We start from the raw sequence: 16,834 nt of genomic DNA, 5'->3' as shown, positions 1-16,834 counted from the left end.
GGAATTTTGCGCAGCGGGTCAGTCCTGCCACTGTCGGGCCGCCGAGGGCGCTGCGAAGGTGGTGACCACTTGATCAACTTCCTGGTCACCTTCCTGGTCCAACTTCCTGGTCAACTTCCTTGAACCACACGGAGAGTCATTCATGAGCGCGAACGTGACGGTCCTCGGTCTCGGCTCGATGGGCACGGCGCTGGCCGGTGCGTTCCTGTCGGCCGGCCACCGCACCACGGTCTGGAACCGCACCCCCGGCAAGGCCGGCGCCCTGGTCGCGCGGGGCGCGGCGGAGGCGGCGGCGCCGGCCGGGGCGGTGGCCGCGAGCGAGCTGGTCGTGGTCTGCCTGGCGACGTACGAGACCGTCCACCAGGTCCTGGACCCCGTGGCCGGCGGCCTCGCCGGGCGCACGCTGGTCAACCTGACCTCGGGCACCCCGGAGGAGGCCCGCGGGATAGCCGCCTGGGCGGCCGGGCACGGCGCCGAGTACCTCGACGGCGGGATCATGACCACCCCGCCCGGCATCGGCAACCCCGACTTCATGCTGCTGTACAGCGGCCCCCGGTCCGTCTTCGACGCCCGCCGCCCGGTCCTCGCCGCGCTCGGCGACCCGGTGCACCTGGGCGAGGACACCGGCCTGGCCTCGCTGTACGACACGGCGCTGCTCGGCCTGATGTGGTCGGCGCTGACCGGCTGGCTGCACGGCGCGGCGCTGGTCGGGGCGGACGGCGGCGAGCGGGCGACCGCGTTCACCCGGGTCGCGAACCGCTGGATGAAGGCGGTCGAGGTCTTCATGAACACCTACGCCCCGCAGGTGGACGCCGGGAAGTACCCCGGCGACGACGCCACCCTGGACGTCCACGCCGCGGCGATCGAGCACCTCGTCCACGCGAGCGAGGCCCGCGGCATCGCGTCCGGTCTGCCGGAGATCTTCCAGGACCTGACCCGGCGCGGCATCGAGGCCGGTCATGGCCGGGACAGCTGGGCCCGCCTGGTGGAGCTCGTCCGCGAGGACGGCCGGAAGTGATCACTGCCACCCACCCGGAGACCGCAGCCCACCCGGAGACCGCCATCGACTGGGCCGCGCTGGCCCTCGACGCGGCCCGGCGCTGCACCGCGGTCCTGGAGGACGCGGGCGGCGACTGGTCGCGGCCCGCCGGGCGGCTGGAGTGGTCGGGCCACGCGACGCTCGACCACCTGGCGCTGGGCCTGACCGGGTACGCGGGCCTGCTCACGGCGAAGCCGCGGGACCGCTACATCACCCTGTTCGCCTCGCTGGACCCGAAGGCCCCCGTCTCAGCGCGGCTGGAGGGCATCCGCGTCGCGGCGTCGTTCCTCGCCGCCGCCGTCCGCGCCGCCGCCCCGGCGGACCGGGCGTGGCACCCCTGGGGCCATGCGGACGGGCCCGGCTTCGCCGCCATGGGCGTCGTGGAGACCGTCGTCCACACCCATGACATCGCCGCCGGTCTGGGCCTCGGCTGGACCCCGCCGGACGACCTCGCCGCCCCCGCGCTCGGCCGGCTCTTCCCCGGCGCCCCGCGCGGGCACGCCCCCGGCGAGACCCTCCTGTGGTGCACCGGACGGCTCGCGCTGCCCGGGCACGGCCTGCGCGGGGAGTGGCGGTGGGACGGCGGCGTCCGCTGAGGCGGCGGGCATACGGTCGGCGTCGCGCAGCAGCGTGTGGCAGGCGCAGCCGGTGAGCAGGGCGATCGGGTGCCCCCAGCTGGCCAGCGGGTCGGCGAACTCGACGAGGTCCTGGGCGCACATCAGGGACGCGCCGCCGAGCAGCACCCACTTGGGGCGCTGCGGCTGGAGGCAGGCGAGCGCCCCGAGGCCGGCCATCAGCCCGAAGCTGATGCCGTAGTCGAGCCGGTGCAGCGAGGCGGCCGGCAGCCGGCCGGCGGCGACGGCGCCCGCCACCGGCAGCTCGGTCGCGAGGGTCGCCAGGACGTGGCCGAGCAGGAAGACCCCGGCGGTGCGCAGTCCCCCGACGCGCCGCTCCAGGGCGCCGAGGACGGGCGCGAAGGCCAGCCCGAAGAACGTCCAGAGCCCGCCGGCCACCCACAGGGCGCTGGCGACGAGCACCACCAGGGGCCGGTCCGCGAGGTGGGCCGCGTCGGTGCTGGAGTCGCGCAGCAGCTGGTTGACGGTGGCCTCGTCGCCGAACTCGGTGTAGAGGGCGGTGGCGAGCAGCACCAGGCCGTAGCAGAAGGTGAAGGGGGTGGCCCGCGGGGTGGGGACGAGCTGCCGCAGGGCGCGCAGCCGGCTCCGGCGGGCGCGGGGGGCGCCGTCGGCCGGCGCGTCCTCGGACGCGTCGGCGGGGTCAACCGCGGTCACTCGGCCGGGCCCCTTTCTCCCCTGGATGTGCTCGGGTCTCGCGCGGCGGCCCGCCCGGGGCGCCGCGGCACTATGAACAGTACGGGCCCCGGCCCCCGGGGGAATCAGGTTCCGGCCGTGAGGCCGCCCACCCTTGTCAACCTCTTAACCTTCCGGTGCGTCCGTCGAACATCAACGATCTCCGGAGGTCCGTGTGAGCACGTCGTTCCCGTCCGAAGCACAGCAGATCGTCACCCTCGACCGCCGCGAGGGTCCGTACGGGGAGGTGGTCCTGCGGCGGCGCGGCACCGGGCCGGGGGTGCTGGAGATCATCGAGAACGGCTGTTTCCTGATGGACACCTCCGACGGCCGCTCCGAGCGGCGGCTGGTCGAGGCGGCGCTGGCGGCCCTGCCATCCTCGGTGGAGGGTCCCGAGGTGCTGATCGGCGGGCTGGGCGTGGGCTTCTCGCTGGCCCGGGCCGCCGAGGAGGCGCGCTGGGGGCGGATCACCGTGGTGGAGCGGGAGCGGGCCGTGATCGACTGGCACCGGTCCGGCCCGCTGGCGGGGATCTCGTCGGCCGCGCTCGCCGACCCGCGCGTCCGGATCGTGGAGGCGGACCTCGTCCGTCACATCCGCACCACAGGGGAGCGTTACGCCGCGCTCTGCCTCGACATCGACAACGGGCCCGACTGGACCGTCACCGACGACAACGGCAACCTCTACTCCCCCGCCGGCCTCAGGGCCTGCCGGGAACGGCTGCGCCCGGGCGGGGTGCTGGCGGTCTGGTCCGCACAACCGTCCCCGGAGTTCGAGAAAGCGCTCCGGAATGCCGGGTTCGCCGGGGTAACCACCGAAGAGATCAGCGTTGCCCGAGGCGTCCCGGACGTGGTCCACCTCGGCCTCCTCGCCGCGTAGCCGTCCCCCGCCACCTGCCCGTACCCTGCTTGCCACAGTTGTGAGGACTCGCACTCAACTGGCACTCAACAGCCATTCATCAGGCATTCATCGGGCACTCGAGAGGACTGGCACTCGAGTCGCCAGGGGCGACGCTTAGGGGCGGGGCGCATGGAGCAGACACACATCGGCCCGGGCGGCACCGCAGCCTCCGCCGGGGCTCAGCGGCGGGTGCTGGTCGTCGAGGACGACCGGACGATCGCGGAGGCCATCGCGGCCCGGCTGCGGGCCGAGGGCTTCCAGGTGCGGACCGCCGGCGACGGTCCGGCCGCGGTGGACACCACCGAGGCCTGGCAGCCGGACCTCCTGGTCCTGGACGTGATGCTGCCGGGCTACGACGGCCTGGAGGTGTGCCGCCGGGTGCAGGCCCAGCGGCCGGTGCCGGTGCTGATGCTCACCGCGCGCGACGACGAGACGGACATGCTCGTCGGGCTGGGCGTGGGGGCGGACGACTACATGACCAAACCGTTCTCCATGCGCGAGCTGGCCGCGCGGGTGCACGTCCTGCTGCGCCGGGTGGAGCGCGCGACGCTGGCCGCGCACACCCCGCGCAGCGGGATCCTGCGGCTGGGCGAGCTGGAGATCGACCACGCGCAGCGGCGGGTGCGGGTGCGGGGCGCGGACGTGCACCTCACCCCGACCGAGTTCGACCTGCTGGTCTGCCTGGCGAACACCCCGCGCGCGGTGCTCTCCCGGGAACAGCTGCTGGCCGAGGTCTGGGACTGGGCGGACGCCTCCGGCACCCGGACCGTGGACAGCCACATCAAGGCGCTGCGGCGCAAGATCGGTGCCGAAAGGATCCGGACGGTCCACGGTGTGGGGTACGCGCTGGAGACGCCGGCCGCATGACGAACACGGGCCGCAGATGACCGACTGTCCGCCGCCGGGGCCGGCGGCCCGCCTCTGGGAGGCGTTGCGCCCGCTGGACCCCTACCGCTCGGTCAAGGCCGCCCTCGGCTGGCTGGTGGTCGGCTCGGTCGTGATCACCACCTTCCTGGTCTTCGTCGCCTTCCGCTCGGCGACCGGGTTACGGGTGATCACGGTCTTCTCGATCATCGCCTCGCTGCTGATCACCCAGTTCGTGGCGCACGGCCTCACCGCGCCGCTGGACGAGATGACCGCGGTCACCCGGGCGATGGCCGAGGGCGACTACGGCCGGCGGGTGCGGGACGGGCGGCGGGACGAGTTCGGAGCCCTGGCCCACGCCTTCAACCGGATGGCGGCCGACCTGGAGGCGGTGGACACCCACCGCAAGGAGCTGGTCGCCAACGTCTCGCACGAGCTGCGCACCCCGATCGCCGGCCTGCGGGCCGTGCTGGAGAACGTGGTGGACGGCGTCTCGGCCGCCGACCCGGAGACCATGCGGGCCGCGCTGCGCCAGACGGAGCGGCTGGGCCGGCTGGTCGAGCACCTGCTCGACCTGTCGCGGCTCGACAACGGTGTCGTGCCGCTGCACACCCGCAGCTTCGAGGTCTGGCCCTATCTCGCCGGAGTGCTCAAGGAGACCAGCATCGCCTGCGGCTCGGGCTCGCCGCGCGTCCGCAAGGACGTCCACCTGCACCTGGACGTCTCGCCGCCGGAGCTGACCGCGCACGCGGACGCCGAGCGGCTGCACCAGGTCGTCGCGAACCTGGTCGAGAACGCCGTCCGGCACAGCCCCCCGCACGGCCGGGTCACCATCCGCGCCCGGCGCGGCGAGGGCGCCCAGTCGCTGGCCCTGGAGGTCCTGGACGAGGGCCCCGGCATCCCCCCGGCGGAGCGGCACCGGGTCTTCGAGCGGTTCAACCGGGGCGGCTCGGGACACCACGGGCCGGAGAGCGACGGCGGGACGGGGCTGGGGCTGGCCATCGCCCGCTGGGCGGTCGACCTGCACGGCGGGAGCATCGGGGTGGCCGAATCCCCGCGTGGCTGTCGCATCAAAGTCATTCTTCCGGGCGGACCTCGTGATCAGTCTTGACGTAGGGTCGGAGCCGGAGGCACACATTCGTCCGGATGTGCGGCGGGCTTCGGCGAACCCGAAAGCCGCCGGACAGGGACGGGACAGGCAAAACTTCGTGTGTTTCCCGCCGAGTCATGCCCCGAAACCCCGTGCAGAGTGTGACTTAGGCGACGACTGGCCTCGGCGACCTGCATGGGAGCCCCTGACAGGCGTAGCCTTTATTCCCGCTGTCCACCACCTTAGGAAGCGGAAGAGGGCGGTTGCCGCCGTGTCGCCACAGTCCCCGAACTCATCGAGCATCTCGACCGACCAAGACGGGCAGGGCAAGAGCCCTGCTGACGTGTTCGGTCCCAACGAGTGGCTCGTCGACGAGATCTACCAGCAGTACCTCCAGGACCCGAACTCGGTCGACCGAGCCTGGTGGGACTTCTTCGCCGACTACAAGCCGGGCAAGGACACGAGCTCTGCTGCGGCGCAGCAGGCCGTGACCGGGGGCACCGCCCCCGCCGCGCCCCCGGCCGCCGCTCCCGCCGCCGCCCCGGCCCCGGCCGCTCCCGCGCCCGCGCAGCCGGCCGCCGCCGCTCCGGCCGCGCCCGCCGCACCTGCCGCTCCGGCAGCGGCTCCGGCTCCGGCTCCGGCGAAGCCCGCGCAGGCCGCCCCGGCAGCCCCCGCGAAGCCCGCCGCCGCCAAGCCCGCGGCCGCCAAGGCCGCCGCGCCCGCCGAGGCCCCGGCCGGTCCGGAGTTCGTGACGCTGCGCGGGCCCTCCGCCGCGGTCGCCAAGAACATGAACGCCTCCCTGGAGCTGCCGACGGCCACGTCCGTCCGCGCCGTCCCGGTGAAGCTGCTGTTCGACCAGCGCATCGTCATCAACAACCATCTCAAGCGCGCCCGCGGCGGCAAGGTGTCCTTCACGCACCTCATCGGCTACGCCATGGTGCAGGCGCTGAAGCTGATGCCGTCGATGAACCACTCCTTCACGGAGAAGGACGGCAAGCCCACCCTCGTCAAGCCCGAGCACGTCAACCTCGGCCTGGCCATCGACCTGGTCAAGCCGAACGGCGACCGCCAGCTCGTCGTCGCGGCCATCAAGAAGGCCGAGACCCTGAACTTCTTCGAGTTCTGGCAGGCCTACGAGGACATCGTCAAGCGCGCCCGCGTCGGCAAGCTGACGATGGACGACTTCACGGGCGTCACCGCGTCGCTGACCAACCCCGGCGGCATCGGCACCGTCCACTCCGTGCCGCGCCTGATGCCCGGCCAGGGCCTGATCCTCGGCGTGGGCGCCATGGACTACCCCGCCGAGTTCCAGGGCACGTCGCAGGACACCCTGAACAAGATGGGCGTCTCGAAGGTCATGACCCTGACCTCGACGTACGACCACCGCGTCATCCAGGGCGCCGCCTCCGGCGAGTTCCTGCGGATCATGCACCAGCTGCTGCTCGGCGAGAACGGCTTCTACGACGAGATCTTCGAGGCGCTGCGCATCCCCTACGAGCCGGTCCGCTGGCTCAAGGACATCGACGCCTCGCACGACGACGACGTCACCAAGGCCGCCCGCGTCTTCGAGCTGATCCACGCGTACCGGGTGCGCGGCCACGTCATGGCCGACACCGACCCGCTGGAGTACCGCCAGCGCAAGCACCCCGACCTGGACATCACCGAGCACGGCCTGACCCTCTGGGACCTGGAGCGCGACTTCGCGGTCGGCGGCTTCGCCGGCAAGTCCCTGATGAAGCTGCGCGACATCCTGGGCGTCCTGCGCGACTCGTACTGCCGCACCACCGGCATCGAGTTCATGCACATCCAGGACCCCAAGCAGCGCAAGTGGATCCAGGACCGCGTCGAGCGCCCGCACGCCAAGCCGGAGCGCGAGGAGCAGCTGCGCATCCTGCGCCGCCTGAACGCGGCGGAGGCCTTCGAGACGTTCCTGCAGACCAAGTACGTGGGCCAGAAGCGGTTCTCCCTGGAAGGCGGCGAGTCCGTCATCCCGCTGCTGGACTCGGTGCTGGACGCGGCCGCCGAGGCCCGCCTCGACGAGGTCGTCATCGGCATGGCCCACCGCGGCCGCCTCAACGTCCTGGCGAACATCGTCGGCAAGTCGTACGCGCAGATCTTCCGCGAGTTCGAGGGCAACCTCGACCCGAAGTCGATGCACGGCTCCGGCGACGTGAAGTACCACCTGGGCGCCGAGGGCACCTTCACCGGCCTGGACGGCGAGCAGATCAAGGTCTCGCTGGCCGCCAACCCGTCCCACCTGGAGACGGTCGACCCGGTCGTCGAGGGCATCGCCCGCGCCAAGCAGGACATCATCGGCAAGGCGGGCACGGACTTCACCGTCCTGCCGGTCCAGCTGCACGGCGACGCGGCCTTCGCGGGCCAGGGCGTCGTCGCCGAGACGCTCAACATGTCGCAGCTGCGCGGCTACCGCACCGGCGGCACCGTGCACATCGTCATCAACAACCAGGTCGGCTTCACCGCGCCGCCGGAGTCCTCGCGCTCGTCGATGTACTGCACCGACGTCGCGCGGATGATCGAGGCGCCGATCTTCCACGTGAACGGTGACGACCCCGAGGCCGTGGTCCGCGTTGCCCGTCTGGCCTTCGAGTTCCGCCAGACGTTCAACAAGGACGTCGTCATCGACCTGATCTGCTACCGGCGCCGGGGCCACAACGAGTCGGACAACCCCTCGTTCACCCAGCCGCTGATGTACGACCTGATCGACAAGAAGCGCTCGGTGCGCAAGCTCTACACCGAGTCGCTGATCGGCCGGGGCGACATCACCCTGGAGGAGGCCGAGCAGGCCCTGCAGGACTACCAGGGCCAGCTGGAGAAGGTCTTCGTCGAGGTCCGCGACGCCGACGCCAACCCGGCCCCGGCGGAGGCCCCTTCGGCCCCCTCCGGCCCGGAGTTCCCGGCCGCCGTCGACACCGCGATCTCCGCCGAGGTGCTGAAGCGCATCGCCGAGTCGCAGGTCACCCCGCCGGAGAACGTCACGGTGCACCCGCGCCTGGTGCCGCAGCTGCAGCGCCGCGCCGCCAGCATCGAGGACGGCACGATCGACTGGGGCATGGGCGAGACCCTCGCCTTCGGCTCGCTGCTGATGGAGGGCACCCCGGTCCGGCTCGCCGGCCAGGACTCCCGCCGCGGCACCTTCGGCCAGCGCCACGCGGTGCTGGTGGACCGCGAGACCGGCGAGGACTTCACCCCGCTGCTCTACCTCTCCGAGGACCAGGCGCGCTTCAACGTCTACGACTCGCTGCTCAGCGAGTACGCGGCGATGGGCTTCGAGTACGGCTACTCGCTGGCCCGCCCGGACGCGCTGGTGCTGTGGGAGGCCCAGTTCGGCGACTTCGTCAACGGTGCCCAGAGCATCACGGACGAGTTCATCTCCTCCTCCGAGCAGAAGTGGGGCCAGACGTCCGGCGTCACGCTCCTCCTCCCGCACGGCTACGAGGGCCAGGGCCCGGACCACTCCTCGGCCCGCATCGAGCGCTTCCTCCAGCTCTGCGCCCAGAACAACATGACGGTCGCCATGCCGACCCTCCCCTCCAACTACTTCCACCTCCTGCGCTGGCAGGTCCACAACCCGCACCACAAGCCGCTGATCGTCTTCACCCCGAAGTCGATGCTGCGTCTGAAGGCCGCGGCGTCGAAGGCGGAGGAGTTCACGAGCGGGCAGTTCCGCCCGGTCATCGGCGACGACACCGTGGACGCGTCCGCCGTCCGCAAGGTCGTCTTCTGCTCCGGCAAGGTCTACTACGACCTGGAGGCCGAGCGTCAGAAGCGCGGCGCGACGGACACGGCCCTCATCCGCCTCGAGCGTCTGTACCCGCTCCCGGGTGCCGAACTCCAGGCGGAGATCGCCAAGTTCCCCAACGCCGAGAAGTACATCTGGGCCCAGGAGGAGCCGGCCAACCAGGGCGCCTGGCCGTTCATCGCCCTCAACCTGATCGACCACCTGGACCTGGCGGTCGGCGCGGACATCCCCGCCCCCGAGCGCCTGCGCCGCGTCTCCCGCCCCCACTCGTCGTCCCCGGCGGTGGGCTCGGCGAAGCGGCACCAGGTGGAGCAGACGGCTCTGGTGAACGAGGTGTTCGACGCCTGAGGCGGATCTTCTGACGCCGTCGGCTGAACGGCCCGGGGCCCGTACCCTCGCTTCCGCGAGCGGTACGGGCCCCGGGCCATTTCCCATGCCCTGCTCTCTGAACGCGAGTATGTCCCTTCCCCAGGAGACCGCCATGAACCTCTCCACCGAGCTGCCGGACATCCCCCGCACCATCGGCGGTATCGCCGACGCCCTAGACGAGAGATGGCACAGACGCTTCTGGGACGACGTCCGCGGCGTCGACAGCCCCGGCGCCCTCAGCCTCCTGCTGAACGACTGGTGGCGGCAGGCCGTCGTGGACACCGCCGGCGACGACCCCGAGGCCCGCGCCGCCCTGGAGGACGCCGCCGACCTCCACCTCATCGAACTCGCCCGCGCCGAGAGCGACGGCAGCACCCTCACCCACGCCGAGGTGATGGCCATGCTCGACCAGCAGGCGGCCTCATAAAGTACACCCTGATCTGGGCCAACAACACTGCCCGGATCATGCGCGCCCTCCGCCAGAAGGACGGCGACGCGGTCAAGCCCTACGCCGACGCCATCAACGCCCTCGCGACCAACCCGCGCCCGGCCGATGCCGCGCGCCTGGGTGGAACGAACACCTGGCGACTGCACGTCGGCCGGTACCGGGCGCTGTACGAGATCGACGGACCGAATGTCGCGGTGACGCTGCTGCTGATCGGCAGTACGCCCGTCCGGCCATAACGCCCGACATGGGCCGGGGCTCGAACCGCGCACAAGCGGTACGTGCCCCGACCCGTTTGCAGGTGAAGCCGTGACGGCCGCCATACGCCCCTGCCCAGGAGTGCAACACTCGGCATGTTCCTGAACGAGTCACCTGCTTGGTGCGCGGAAGCAGAATGCGTCTCCCCTCAGGCGCTCGCGGTCATTTGAGGAGCTCGATGCCTCCGTGGGTCCCGTTTCCGTCGACATCGGGGTAGAGGCCCAGGTTGCCGTTGTTCCAGCTGATGAGGATGTCGTTGACGCGGTCGTCGTTGTTGGTGAAGGCCCCGGTGGTGAGGATGTGGGCGTTCTTCCAGGCGGAACCGGTGTTGTTGATCTTGGTTCGGCCGTGGTAGCCCTTGGCGTCGACGCCCGGGAAGACGCTGGTCTCTCCGTCCTTCCACTGGATGAGCAGGTCGGAGGTCTTCTTGCCGTTGAATTCCCCTGCGCTGATCTGGGTGGCGTTCTTCCAGGAGTTGGCCGCGGCGGACAGTTGGGAGTAGCCGTTCAGCTCCTTGCTGTGGATATCGGTGTACAGCGAGGTGGACCCGTTTTCCCAGAGCACCAGCACGTCGTCGCGCAGGCTGTTGCCGCTGTACCGGCCGACGGTGATCAGCCGGGCGTTGTTCCAGAAGTTCTTGGGGTCGAGCTGCCGCTTCTTCTTCAGCGTCTTCTCGTTGTGGGCTCCCTTGAGGTCGAGGTGTCCGTACTCGGTCACCTCGGCGTCCTTCCACCGGACGAAGAGTCCGTCCGTGCCGCTGCCGGCGAAATTGCCCGCCGCGATGACGCTGGCGTACTGCCAGTCGCTGCCGGCCTTGGCCACCTTGTGCTCGGCCGAGAACGGTGTCTTGGGGTCGGTGCTGTCGGATCCCGGGAAGATGCTGGCCGAGCCGTCCTTCCAGATCACGAACAGGTCCATGCGGCGCTTGGCCGCCGCCCCGGCGGCGTTGGTGAAGCGGCCGGAGGCCAGGTGGGCCACGTTTTTCCAGTTGGCCTGCTTCAGAACATCGCGGTAGGCGACGGAGTGGATCCATCCGGTGATGTCGTCGACCCGGGTGTTCGCCGCGGCTCTGCTGGTCACCGATTCATCGGTGCCGAAGCAACCGCCTTGCCCCGACATGCTGTTGATGCCTGCCAGTTCGTAGCGGCCGCCGATCTCCCGGAAGGCCGGGCCGCCGGTGTCGCCCTGGCAGACAGTTGCGTCGGGGGACTTGCCGGACAGGCCGATTGAGGTGCTCTTCACCGCGTCCACGGTGAATCGCGCGTGGTGCAGCCGGTCGGGGACCCATTCGTCGCGGGTCCGTCCGTAACCGGCGACCCACAGGTCCTCGCCGGGCAGTACGGCGTTGGCGCCGAGGCCGATGGGAGCGACGCCGGTGACCGGTGTGGCGAGTCGGGCCATGACCAGGTCGCGGTCGGTACGCGGGACGAGCTCGACGACCTCCACCACGCTGCCGCCGCCACGGGTGAGGTCGGTGCGGCCAATGGTGGCGATCGTCCGAACCTTCGGCGTGCCTGCCCGCACCGTCAGGCTCCGTGCCGGGTCATCGGCGAAGCAGCTGGCGGCGGTGACCAGCCATTGCTCCCCCACCAGCGCGGCCGAGCAGCTGCGCTCGCCTCCGATGTCGAGCTTGGCGGTGAACGCGAACGCGTCGTCCTTGGCCTGCTCACCGACCACCGCGTGCGCGGGAGCGGCGGTCAGCAAGCCTGCCGTGACAGCGGATACGGCAAGTCCGGTGCTCCACGCGGCGCGTGGACGTATGCCAGGCATTCTGTTGTTCCTCAGCGAAGTAGTGGTGTGGTGAGTCACGCGGTGGCGGGGTCAGCTGGTCGTGAGCCGCCCGCGTGGGGTGGCGGCGTTGTCAGCCCTTGACGCGAAGCTTGACCAGCACAGCGGGGCTGCCGGTCGGGTTGACGCCCTGGCCGACCACCTTGGTGTCGTACTTCGACAGTCCGACCTCGGTGGTGCGGCCATCGGTGGTGAGGCTGGCCTGGACGAGGTAGTTCCCGGCGGTGATGGAGATGACCTTGGCCATTTCCAGGGTGAGTTCGCCGGACTTGCCGGTGCCCGTGACTTTGAAGCAGTACTTTCCGCGGTCGACGTTGTCGAGGTTGTTGGTATTGACGACGATGTCCTGGGTCACAGTGCAGTCGGACAGGAGGATGTGGCCGTCGCCCTTGCGGAGCGCGATTCCGCGCTCCTTGAGAATCTTCGCGGCGTTGGGGTATTCGAAGCCCTCGACCGCGTAGGACAGTGATGGGCCGTCAGCTACGTCTACCGAGGGTGCGGCCGCGCTCGTTGTGGAGCCCACAGTCAGGATGACGGAGACGGCTCCGGCGACGGCGGCAACTAAGGGTTGTCCCGTAACTGCTGGTCACGGGTGAGATGATCTTGGTGTGGCTGGGGCCGACTCGTCACCCACCAACTCGTAGATCATTTACGGGACAACCCTTAGTGTCCCGCGCAGGGGGGACCTCATCGAGTTTTCCTTTCGACAGGGTTGGCGAACAAAAAAGGGCCGCATCATGGATGTGGGAGAGCGGCACTGATCGAACCTACCACCCTGGCAAGACGGCACTTTGAGATGTCTGACGCCGCATCAGTCTCATCCATCTATCATTTGCGTAACGCGACTTGACATTACGGCAGCCCGTGACTAAGCGCCCCCCTCCTCTGCTTCAAGCCGCGCTGGCCTGTTCTGACCGCCTCACACTGTGTCGCAGATTTCTCCGACTATGATCACCGGCGCTAATTGACTGCACAGCAGTCACTTCACAAAGTTAAGAAGGCAGTTCGTGAGACATAAACCTTGCTTGAAGAGGATGCGGGGCGCGCCAGCGTTCGTCATACGCCTGCTGTGCCTGGCCTTGCTGCCCTTGGCGCTCCTCGTCGGGTTGCTCGGAACCGCTCCCGCCAGGGCGGCAGAAGACTTGGACACGAATGACTACGCCATCTCTGATGTGCTGTGGTTGACCCCCCGCGGAAGCGTCGTTGAGCGGTGGTTGAAGGGCGGGCCAGGGGTCAAAGCTGCGGCTGAGGTGGCACTCCTCGGCTCTGATGAGGACGTACGCCGTTTCCTCGACCGCGAGAAGGACCTCGCCCAACTCGGGGATGAGCGTGTCGCGACGGCCCGGATCTACAACCTCGGCGGGCCGACGCTGCGTGAGGCCGCCCAGGAGGTCCTGGTCAAGGGGACCGACGAGGACATACGGAAGTTCCTTGAGGAGGGTTGGCAGACCCCGTTCGAGGCCGACCAACGCATCCTGGTTGCACAGGCGATCAACGAGGGCGGTCTTTCTCTCAAGGAGGCGGGCCAGAAGGCGCTTCTCGGGACGGCCGATGACATGGCCAAGTTCCTGGAGGACAAGCAGTTCATCGCGCGCGAGGCCGACGAGCGGCTCCGTCTCGTCCAGATCCTCGGAACCGGTGGTCCGGCTACGAAGGAAGCCGCCCAGGTCGCGCTGAAGGGATCCGCCGACGACGTCCGCGAGTTCCTTGCCGTGGGCCAGCATGTTGCCCGCATGCGTGACCAGGAACGGGCCACCGTCGCCGAGCTCGCGCAGCGGGCGAAGGAAGCCGGCCAGGTGGCCAGGAGCCAGACCGAGGCGGCCGGGCGGGCTTCCGACCGGGCCGTGAAGGCATCGGATCTGGCCAAGAAGCAGGCGCAGAAGGCTGCGGAGGAGACCAAGGCGGCGGGCAAGGACACGGCCCGCGCGGCGCGGTCGGCCCAGCAGGCCGCGACCGCCGCGCAGGGCGCCGCCAACGCGGCACAAGAGGCCATAGGCGCGGCGCAGGCGGCCAACTACGCGGCGCGGATGGCCTCCACGGCTGCCGCGAACGCCGCCGCTGCCGCTGCCGGTGCCGCCGAGGCCGCGGCGCGGGCACGCAACGCCGCTGCGAACGCGGCGAAGGACGCGGGCCGGGCGGGCGACGCGCGCAAGGCCGCCAAGGACGCCTATGCGGCCGCGGAGGCGGCCGATCTGGCCAGGGATGCCGCGAAGCAGGTGGGTGTCGCTTCGAGGGCCGCCGAGAAGGCCGCGGGTGCGGCTGCGAGTGCCAGTGCCAATGCGCAGGTGGCGGCGAGTGAGGCGGACAGGGCCGGTGGCCTTGCCGGGGTGGCCGACGCGGAGGCGGCCCGTGCCAGGCAGTGGGCGGCCACGGCCCGCGCCCGCGCGGATGACTCTGCTCGTGCTGCCCAGCAGTCGCAGGCTCTGGCCCGTGAGTCGGCGGCCGCTGCGGACGAGGCGGCGAAGGCCGCGGACTCGGCGGCCAAGCACGCTCGCAACGCGGGCAAGGCGGCGGAGGAGGCCGCCAAGCACGCGGGGCAGGCGTCCAGCGCGGCCAAACAGTCGGCGCTCCATGCCGCGGAGGCCAAGAAGGCGGCCAACGCCGCGCTCGACGCGGTGAAGACCGCGAGCAAGGTGCAGGGCGTCGCCCGCAAGGTCGAGGCGGAGGAGCTCAGGGCCCGTACTGCCGCCAGGGTCGAGCAGGCCCGGATCCTGCGGATCGAGGGAGAGCGGCGCCAAGCCGAAGCAGAGCGCGCTGACAAGGAGCGCAAGGAGCTCGACGAGGAGGCCGACCGCCTCGCCGCCGAAGCTGCCAAGCCCGGTGTCGATGTCAAGGAGGCCGCGGCCAAGGGCCGCAAGGTCGCCATGCGGTCACTGAAGACCGCAGGCCCCTGGAGCCAGGCCGCCGCCAAGCTCGCCCTCGCGGGTTCCGATGACAACGTGGTTGAGTACCTGCGGGCCGGCCGGCAAGAGGCCCTGCAGGAGGACGAACGCGCCGGCGTCCAGCGCCTTGCCGAGGACAGCGGGCTGGAATCTGTCCGCAAGGCGGCCAAGGAAGCGCTCAAGGGCGACGCGAAGCAGATAGCCGAGTTCCTGCGCACCGGTCAGCACGAGGCCGCTCTGGGCGACTACCGCCTGGGCGTGGCCCAGATCGTGCACACCGCCGGGCCGGAGCTCAAGAAGGCCGGCCAGGACGCGCTGCTGGACAGTTCCGCCGGCAAGCTCCGCGAATTCCTCAACCGCACCCAGCACATCGCCCGGGAAGCCGACGAGCGCACTCGCGCGGCCCAGCTCATCCACACCGGCGGCCCCGAGGTCAAGGCCGCCGCCAAGGTCGCGATGGAGAGCCCGCCGGAACTCCTGCACCAGTTCATCGAGACCGGCCAGTACTCCGCCGCTCGTCTGGACAACCTCACGGCCACCCATGTCGCGACCGTGCAGCAGCTCATCGCCGGCGCTGCGCGGACCGCGTCCCTCGCCCAGCAGAACGCGGCCCTCGCCTCGGTCGTCGCAGCCAGGGCCGCGAAGGCCAGCAAGGAAGCGAACGCCGCCGCCAAGCAGGCCAAGGAATACGCCGGCCAGGCCGACAAGTTCGCGGGCCAGGCACGCCAGTACGCCAAGTCGGCCGAGGCCTCGGCCGCCCAGGCCGCGAATTCCGCACAAGCCGCCACGCAAGCAGCACAAGCAGCGGCACACGACGCCGAAGCCGCGGAAATCTCCGCTGCCCGGGCCGGCGCATCGGCCCGATGGGCACACGACTCCGCCGACACGGCCTACGCCGCCGCCGCAGACGCCCGCATCTCCGCCGACAAGGCAGGCCAGGACGCGGCCGAGGCCAAGACCGCCGTCACACAGATCAAGATCCGTGTCCGCGACCTGAAGGCCGCGGAAAAGGCCATGCAAGAGGCGCAGGATCAGATCGCCGGCGCATCGTCAGAAATCGTCAAGAAGCTCCTCGATTTCAAAAACATCGAGGAACAGGCCGGCGGTCAGGAGAAGAAGTGCCCCTGGTGGGACCCCGGATGCTGGAAGGGCCCCCTGGGCATCGTCGCCGAGCTCACGCCACTGAAGGGCATATCCGAGTGCGCCCATGCCCGTGGAGAATCCCTCGGCTGCCTGGAACTCATCCCGGGCCCGGGCGGAAAGGGCGCAAAGTGGGCCATCAAGGGCGGGAAGTGGGCCTGGGGCAAGTCGGGCAAGAAGGCAGTTGAAAAGGAGGCAGAGAAGGCCGCAGGCAAGTCACGACGCCGCCCCAAGCCCGGCTGCAACAACTGCTTCCTGGCCGGCACCAAGGTCCTCATGGGCGACCGCTCCACCCGCAACATCGAGGACATCAAGACCGGCGACCAAGTCCTCGCAACCGACCCGGTCACTGGCTGGTCAGCAGCCCGCCAGGTCAGCCGAACGATCGTCACCGACAGCGATAAGCACTTCAACGAAGTGACGATCAGGACTTCCAACGGCCCGAAGAAACTCACCGCCACCCACGAACACCCCTTCTGGGCACCGGACAAACACCGCTGGCTCCCCGCCCGCGAACTCACCCCCGGCACCACCCTTCGCACCAGCGACGGCACCACCGCCCGCGTTCAGGCCAACCGCGCCTACGACCACCACGCACGCACTTACAACCTCACCGTCGACGACCTCCACACGTATTATGTACTCGCTGGGCGGACGCCGGTCCTCGTCCACAACAGCGACTGCGGAGACCTCGGCGAGAGCTGGAAACCGGCAAAAATTTCGGATATTTGCCAAAGTACGGGTTGCGAAGATGTCGCAAAGAAGATCCAAGAGCAAATAGGGGGCAAGCGTCACAGGATCACTGATTCCTACGGCGCTCCAAGCCTGGGGAAGTATCGAGGCCAGGATACAGGCTGGGCTCATCATGACGTGTTGATCAAGAACGGCCGTGTATACGACGCCTGGACAGATAGATACGGCGAGCCAATCGACGTTTACCGCAGCCGATTCGAGTACGGCGAGTACCTGAGATTCGATCAACTGGACTGAGAGG

11 protein-coding genes are annotated in these 16,834 nt (G+C 70.0%); 8 read left to right on the top strand and 3 right to left on the bottom strand.

The features are described 5' to 3' along the window. Positions 1-142 precede the first annotated feature (142 nt). Entirely contained in the window at positions 143-1,018 is an 876-nt protein-coding gene (locus I5Q34_RS04870; RefSeq protein ID WP_199890893.1) for an NAD(P)-dependent oxidoreductase, read from the top strand. A gap of 269 nt (positions 1,019-1,287) precedes the next feature. Here the strand turns inward: I5Q34_RS04870 and I5Q34_RS35720 are convergent, their stop codons facing one another. Then, on the bottom strand, positions 1,288-2,328 hold the full coding sequence (locus I5Q34_RS35720) for a rhomboid-like protein (RefSeq protein ID WP_199890892.1): 1,041 nt from the start codon (positions 2,326-2,328) through the stop codon (positions 1,288-1,290). 193 nt (positions 2,329-2,521) lie between these two features. Here I5Q34_RS35720 and I5Q34_RS04860 point away from each other — a divergent pair, with 193 nt between their 5' ends. The 6 genes from I5Q34_RS04860 (at position 2,522) to I5Q34_RS04835 (ending at position 10,011) form a co-directional block, all read left to right on the top strand. Beyond that, positions 2,522-3,223: a spermidine synthase gene (locus I5Q34_RS04860; RefSeq protein WP_199890891.1), complete on the top strand. Its 702-nt coding sequence runs from the start codon at positions 2,522-2,524 to the stop codon at positions 3,221-3,223. Between the two features lie 150 nt (positions 3,224-3,373). Next, a complete protein-coding gene (locus I5Q34_RS04855; RefSeq protein ID WP_049716958.1) occupies positions 3,374-4,111 on the top strand; it encodes a response regulator transcription factor in 738 nt (245 codons plus the stop codon). 16 nt (positions 4,112-4,127) lie between these two features. Continuing rightward, positions 4,128-5,219 (top strand): HAMP domain-containing sensor histidine kinase, encoded by a 1,092-nt coding sequence (locus I5Q34_RS04850; protein WP_199890890.1) that lies wholly within the window; start codon positions 4,128-4,130, stop codon positions 5,217-5,219. 250 nt (positions 5,220-5,469) lie between these two features. Next, positions 5,470-9,306 carry a multifunctional oxoglutarate decarboxylase/oxoglutarate dehydrogenase thiamine pyrophosphate-binding subunit/dihydrolipoyllysine-residue succinyltransferase subunit gene (locus tag I5Q34_RS04845; protein WP_199890889.1) on the top strand — a complete coding sequence of 1,279 codons (3,837 nt, stop codon included), beginning with the start codon at positions 5,470-5,472 and terminating at the stop codon, positions 9,304-9,306. 133 nt (positions 9,307-9,439) lie between these two features. After that, positions 9,440-9,754, top strand: a complete 315-nt coding sequence (locus I5Q34_RS04840; protein WP_199890888.1) for a hypothetical protein — start codon at positions 9,440-9,442, stop codon at positions 9,752-9,754. A gap of 38 nt (positions 9,755-9,792) precedes the next feature. Then, positions 9,793-10,011: a type II toxin-antitoxin system RelE/ParE family toxin gene (locus I5Q34_RS04835; protein ID WP_199890887.1), complete on the top strand. Its 219-nt coding sequence runs from the start codon at positions 9,793-9,795 to the stop codon at positions 10,009-10,011. 181 nt (positions 10,012-10,192) lie between these two features. On the opposite strand, the gene I5Q34_RS04830 is transcribed toward I5Q34_RS04835, so the two are convergent. Both I5Q34_RS04830 and I5Q34_RS04825 read right to left on the bottom strand, forming a co-directional pair. After that, positions 10,193-11,734 carry a trypsin-like serine protease gene (locus I5Q34_RS04830; RefSeq protein ID WP_199890886.1) on the bottom strand — a complete coding sequence of 514 codons (1,542 nt, stop codon included), beginning with the start codon at positions 11,732-11,734 and terminating at the stop codon, positions 10,193-10,195. 157 nt (positions 11,735-11,891) lie between these two features. Beyond that, complete coding sequence (locus I5Q34_RS04825; RefSeq protein WP_277965655.1) at positions 11,892-12,341, bottom strand: hypothetical protein; 450 nt, start codon at positions 12,339-12,341, stop codon at positions 11,892-11,894. A 619-nt stretch (positions 12,342-12,960) separates the two neighbouring features. Between I5Q34_RS04825 and I5Q34_RS04820 the strand changes: the two genes are divergently transcribed. Further along, a complete protein-coding gene (locus I5Q34_RS04820) occupies positions 12,961-16,830 on the top strand; it encodes a polymorphic toxin-type HINT domain-containing protein (protein ID WP_199890885.1) in 3,870 nt (1,289 codons plus the stop codon). Positions 16,831-16,834: the final 4 nt, after the last annotated feature.

Source organism: Streptomyces sp. AV19 (assembly GCF_015999245.1).
Classification (GTDB): Bacteria; Actinomycetota; Actinomycetes; order Streptomycetales; family Streptomycetaceae; genus Streptomyces.
The sequence above is the reverse complement of the archived record's forward strand: the minus strand, read 5'-3'. Positions and strand labels throughout refer to the sequence as shown.